We start from the raw sequence: 5089 nt of genomic DNA on the forward strand, positions 1-5089 counted from the left end.
TCCCCCTCCCCCTTCAACTCTCGAGCAGCGCGTCCCAGAACCCGGCTTCGTAGGACCGCAGCAGGCGGCCGTGCCGACGCACGGCCGCCTCGTCGATCCGGCCGGCGTCCGCCCACTCCTGGACGGCCGCCACCACTGACTCCTCGTACGCCGGAGCCGGCTCGGCGAACAGGTCGAAGAAGGCGCAGGCCGCGTCGTCCAGCCCGTAGTGCTCCCGCAGACCGCGGGCGATGCGCCCGCAATAGCCGCCCCACGCCGAGAAGTTGGCGGCGAGCGCCAGCACGGTGCCGGCCGGGGCGGCGTTGATCGCCAGCCATGCCACGAACGCGGGGTACGCCTGGCAGCCTGCCCGCAGCTCGTACGCCTCCCCCGCCGGCGCGCCGGGGGTGAGCCGGCCGGATTCCTGGCCGGCCGGTCCGCCGTCGGACCTCTGCTCGGCCGGTCCGCTGCCGCCGGGCCCCTGCTCGGCCGGTACCTCGTCGCCGGGCCGCTGCTCGGCCGGTCCGCTGCCGCCGCGCCTCTGCTCGGCCGGTACCTGGTCGCCGGGACCGGGGCCGCCGGACTCCTGGCCGCCGGGCGTGCGACCGCCGGGGCCCGCTCCGGCGGCTCCCCGGCGGCCGGGCGCCCGGCTGCTGCCGGGACCGTGCCCGTCCGGTCCCCCGGGCCGGGCGGCGTCGTGCCCCTCCGTGGCGGCCCCCGCGCCGCCCGTCTCCCCGGGCGGGGCGGAGGGCGCGGACGCGTCCGTGTCGCCCACGGCGTCGGGCGCAGGCGCGGGCACGGACCGGTCCCCCCGTCCGGACCCCCGCGGGTCCGGGAGGGCTTCGACCGCGCGGGCGAACGCGTCGAGACGGAGCGCCGCCTCCTCCTCCCCACGGGCCAGTTCCGCGTAGTAGGCCGCACACCTCGGCATCGCGGCCGCGCGCTCCGCGAGCCGCAGGAAGGCCCGCCGGTCCGCCGCGACCACCGCCCGTTCCTCCGCCGCCAGCGCCCGCAGCAGCGCCGGTGCGGCCTCGCCGCTCTCGACCAGCGGCACCACCCGGTTGGCCCCGGGGTCGGGGGCGAACTCCGCCCTCGCCCGTCGCAGCAGGTCACCGGCGTCGACGCGCCCCATGTCGGCCTCCCGTCCTGGCTCCTGACGTCACCCTTCCCCGGTTGGACCACTTCCGCGCGATATCCGCGGGCGGCGGGGTGAGGCTGGGGGATGCACCGACACATCCCCACGAAAGCAGGTGCGGCACATGGCCACGTTGTGCAAACCCTCGGTGTCCGTGCCCGAGCATGTGATCACCATGGAGGAGACGCTGGAGCTGGCGCGCTCCCGTCACCACGACCACCCGCAACTCCCCCTCGCCCTGCGGCTGATCGAGAACACCGGGGTCCGCACCCGGCGCATCGTGCAGCCCATCGAGGAGACCCTGAAGCACCCCGGCTTCGAGGACCGCAACAAGATCTACGAAGCCGAGGCCAAGGCCCGCGTCCCCGCCGTGGTGCGGGAGGCGCTGGACCACGCCGAGGTCCTGCCGAGCGACATCGACGTCATCATCTACGTCTCCTGCACGGGCTTCATGATGCCGTCGATGACCGCCTGGCTGATCAACGAGATGGGCTTCCCCTCCACGACGCGGCAGATACCGATCGCGCAGCTCGGTTGTGCGGCCGGCGGAGCCGCCGTGAACCGGGCACACGACTTCTGCACCGCCTACCCGGAGGCCAACGCGCTGATCGTGGCGTGCGAGTTCTGCTCGCTCTGCTACCAGCCCACCGACCTGGGCGTCGGCTCGCTGCTCTCCAACGGCCTGTTCGGCGACGGCATCGCCGCCGCCGTGGTCCGCGGACAGGGCGGCACAGGCATGCGGCTGGAGCGCAACAGCTCGTACCTGATCCCCAAGACGACGGACTGGATCTCGTACGACGTCCGGGCGACCGGGTTCCACTTCCTGCTGGACAAGCGGGTGCCGGGCACCATGGAGCCACTCGCCCCCGCCCTGCACGACCTGGCCCGCGCCCACTCGTGGAACGCCTCCGAGCTGGACTTCTACATCATCCACGCCGGCGGGCCGCGCATCCTCGACGACCTGACCAAGTACCTGCGTGTCGAGCCGCACGCCTTCCGGTTCAGCCGTGCGACGCTGACCGAGTACGGCAACATCGCCAGCGCCGTCGTGCTGGACGCCCTGCGCCGCCTGTTCGAGGAGGGCGGTGTCGAGGACGGGGCGCGCGGCATGCTCGCCGGCTTCGGACCGGGTATCACCGCCGAGATGTCGGTGGGCACCTGGCAGGCCGGCGGCGGCGACCGGGCGCGCCGGACGGCGGCCCGTGCGGTGCGGGCCCCGGCATGAGCGGCGGCCCCGACCACCGCCCTGGACGCGGACGGAGACGACACCCGAGATGACCTCCACCACCGACGAGGCCACCCCCTCCGCCATGCCCCCGGTGCGGGACTGGCCGGCGATCGACCTGCACGGCGCGGACTTCGACCCGGTCCTCACCGAGCTGATGCGCGAGGGCCCGGTCACCCGCATCTCCCTCCCCAACGGCGAGGGCTGGGCATGGCTGGTCACCCGCTACGACGACGTCCGCGCGGTGACCAACGACCCCCGGTTCAGCCGGGCCGAGGTGATGGGCCGCCCGGTCACCCGGCTGGCCCCGCACTTCATCCCCGGTTCGGACGCGATCGGCTTCCTCGATCCGCCCGACCACACCCGTCTGCGCCGCTCGGTGGCCGCGGCCTTCACCGCGCGCGGCGTCGAGCGGGTGCGGGAGCGGTCCCGGCGGATGCTGGACGAGCTGGTCGACGACCTGCTCGCCAAGGGGCCGCCCGCAGACCTCACCGAAACGGTGCTCAGCCCCTTCCCCATCGCCGTGGTCTGCGAGCTGATGGGCGTCCCGGCCTCGGACCGCGGGCTGATGCACGACTGGACCCAGCGGATCCTCTCCCAGTCGCACGGCGCCGAGGTCAGCACGCAGGCGCGCGAGGACATGTCCGCCTACTTCACCCGGCTGGTCGAGGAGCGGCGCGGCTCCGACGGTGAGGACGTCACGTCCCTGCTCGGCGCCGCCGTCGGCCGCGGCGAGATCACCGTCCGCGAGGCGGTGGGCCTGGCGGTCCTGGTGCAGATCGGCGGCGAGGCGGTCACCAACAACAGCGGGCAGATGTTCTACCTGCTGCTGACCCGCCCCGAGCTGGCCGAGCGGATGCGGGCCGAGCCCGGCATCCGGGCGAAGGCCGTGGAGGAGCTGCTCCGCTACATCCCGCACCGCAACGCGGTGGGGCTGTCGCGGATCGCCACCGAGGACGTCGAGATCCGCGGTGTGCGGATCCGCGCGGGCGACGTGGTGTACAACTCCTACCTCGCGGCCAACCGGGACCCCGAGGTCTTCCCGGATCCCGACCGGATCGACCTGGACCGCAGCCCCAACCCGCACGTCGCCTTCGGCTTCGGCCCGCACTACTGCGTGGGCGGCATGCTGGCCCGGCTGGAGTCCCAGCTCCTGGTGGACGCCCTGCTGGACCGCCTGCCGGGACTGCGGCTGGCGGTGCCGGCCGAGGAGGTCCCGTTCCGCAAGGGCGCCCTGATCCGCGGGCCCGAGGCCCTTCCGGTCACCTGGTGAGCGGCCGATGTCCATGACGGAAGGCCTGCTGGTACCGCCCGGCCACGGCCGCACGGTGGCCACCCCGGCCCAGCACGTGACGTTCAAGGTCACCGGGGCCCACTCACGGACCGCCTCCAGCTTCGAGGTGGTGGTCCCGCCCGGCTTCGACGTGGGCGCGCACGTCCACACCCGCAGCGAGGAGCTGTTCTACGTGCTGGAGGGCGAGCTGGACGTCCTCGCCTTCGAGCCGCGGGTGCGGACGCCCGACAACTGGCGCCGCTGGGAGTCCCTTTCCGGCAGCCGGGTGGTGCGGGCCGGTCCCGGCACCGTCATCGCCGTCCCGCCGGGCTGCCCGCACGCCTTCGCCAACCCGACCGGCACCCCGGCCCGGATGTTCTTCCAGGCCTCACCGCCACCGGACCACGAGCGGTACTTCGAGGAGCTGCTGGAGATCCTCTCCGCCGGAGGCCCGCCGGACGAGGCCGCGATCGAGGCCCTGCGGGCCCGCTACGACATCGAACAGCTCACCCCGCTCCGGCACGGCGGCGAGGTCGCGGCCGCCGAGCTCGCTCCATGAGGCCCGAGGGGGCGCGGGAACCTCCCGCGCCCCCTCGGACCACGTCCCCAACGGCCAGGACCCGTGGTCGGGCGTGTCAGCGGGCCTCGTCATGCGGGGCCCGGAAAGTACCTCCAGTGTCCGTCGGAGACGACCTCGACGGTGCCGTCGGTCACCTTGACGGCGGTGTCGTCATCGATCGCGTACGCCGGGCCCGAGAGGCCGGCCGCCCACTTCTCCGCCTCGGCCATGGTGTTCTCCGGCAGGTTCTCGTGGTCCAGGTGCGGAAAGATCGAGAAGTCGACCATGCCCAGCGTGCTGGTGTCACCGGTGGGTGGTTTCCAGCTGTAGGACTCGACGAATTCCTGCCCGATCTCAGGGGTCAGCACCATGCTCCCGGCGCTCGCTCCGACGTAGACCGTCTCGCGCAGGGACGGCAGGAGGTCATCGAGCCCGGACCGCCGCATCCAGTGGCACAGATACAGGGCGTCGCCGCCCCCCACCAGCAGGGCATCGGTCTCCCGCACGAGGGTGACCCAGTTCTCCGCGTCGATGCTCGGAAGTGCGGTGAGCTCCAGCACGCCCAGCGACTTCCACCCCAATTCGCACAGGGTGATGACGGATTGCCCCGTGATCAGCCGGTAGGCGCTGCCGGGACCGCCGGCCATGGCGTACGCCGCGGTGGGCACGCAGAGGGCCGAGGCCTCGGCGATCGGCTTGCCCAACAGATCGACCAGCGCGTTCTCGATGGTCGGGTTGGTGATGCCGGCGGGCGTGAGGAGAAGCTTCACGTTTCCTCCAGGTTCGGTTGCGACGCGCTCGATGGAAAGACGCGGGGCCGTCACGAAACTCATCGCTGAACCAGCGGGCTGTGTCCTCGCGGACGCGAAGGCACACGCCGGGGCAGGCCGAAGCGCTCCCTTCCGGTCCACCGGGAAG

General features: G+C 73.2%; 5 protein-coding genes. 3 read left to right on the plus strand and 2 right to left on the minus strand.

Annotation, left to right across the window (positions count from 1 at the left end):
• Positions 1 to 13: 13 nt before the first annotated feature.
• Positions 14 to 1111 (minus strand): hypothetical protein, encoded by a 1098-nt coding sequence (locus ACOV8S_RS27400; RefSeq protein ID WP_448321101.1) that lies wholly within the window; start codon positions 1109 to 1111, stop codon positions 14 to 16.
• 127 nt (positions 1112 to 1238) lie between these two features.
• Between ACOV8S_RS27400 and ACOV8S_RS27405 the strand changes: the two genes are divergently transcribed.
• The 3 genes from ACOV8S_RS27405 to ACOV8S_RS27415 are packed head-to-tail and all read left to right on the plus strand — an operon-like array spanning position 1239 to position 4171.
• The gene (locus ACOV8S_RS27405; RefSeq protein ID WP_448321102.1) at positions 1239 to 2339 is read left to right on the plus strand and encodes a type III polyketide synthase; all 1101 of its coding nucleotides are present in this window, start codon (positions 1239 to 1241) and stop codon (positions 2337 to 2339) included.
• Positions 2340 to 2388: 49 nt separating this feature from the next.
• Positions 2389 to 3612, plus strand: a complete 1224-nt coding sequence (locus ACOV8S_RS27410; RefSeq protein ID WP_448321104.1) for a cytochrome P450 — start codon at positions 2389 to 2391, stop codon at positions 3610 to 3612.
• 7 nt (positions 3613 to 3619) lie between these two features.
• The gene (locus ACOV8S_RS27415; protein WP_448321106.1) at positions 3620 to 4171 is read left to right on the plus strand and encodes a cupin domain-containing protein; all 552 of its coding nucleotides are present in this window, start codon (positions 3620 to 3622) and stop codon (positions 4169 to 4171) included.
• An 89-nt stretch (positions 4172 to 4260) separates the two neighbouring features.
• Here the strand turns inward: ACOV8S_RS27415 and ACOV8S_RS27420 are convergent, their stop codons facing one another.
• Positions 4261 to 4941 carry a Type 1 glutamine amidotransferase-like domain-containing protein gene (locus ACOV8S_RS27420; protein ID WP_448321108.1) on the minus strand — a complete coding sequence of 227 codons (681 nt, stop codon included), beginning with the start codon at positions 4939 to 4941 and terminating at the stop codon, positions 4261 to 4263.
• Positions 4942 to 5089 lie beyond the last annotated feature (148 nt).

The sequence above is a fragment of the Streptomyces sp. CO7 genome, from assembly GCF_053474865.1.